The sequence below is a fragment of the Bacillus sp. SIMBA_005 genome (assembly GCF_046535585.1).
Lineage (GTDB): Bacteria > Bacillota > Bacilli > Bacillales > Bacillaceae > Bacillus > Bacillus pumilus.
On sequence record NZ_JAWRWI010000143.1, the window covers coordinates 1 to 329 of the forward strand.

Annotated in this window: 1 protein-coding gene; it reads left to right on the forward strand. The window is 65.0% G+C overall.

Features of this window, described 5'->3' with window-relative positions:
• On the forward strand, window positions 1-329 hold a 329-nt coding region (locus SB660_RS19495), incomplete at both ends, for a glycoside hydrolase family 2 TIM barrel-domain containing protein (protein ID WP_410583899.1).

Below are 329 nucleotides of genomic sequence, written 5' to 3' on the forward strand. Positions count from 1 at the left end.
GGCACAACATCAACGCCGTGCGCACCTCGCACTACCCGCCCCACCCCGACGTACTCGACATGTTCGACGAGCTCGGGTTCTGGGTCATCGACGAGTGCGATCTCGAGACCCACGCCTTCGTTCACGTCGGCTGGAAGAACAACCCGAGTGACGATCCGCGCTGGCGCGACGCCTATCTCGACCGCATGGCCCGCACCGTGAACCGCGACAAGAACCACCCGAGCGTGATCATGTGGTCGCTCGGCAACGAGTCGGGCACGGGCGCGAACCTCGACCAGATGGCGCTGTGGACGAAGAGCTTCGACCCGAGCCGCCTCGTGCACTACGAG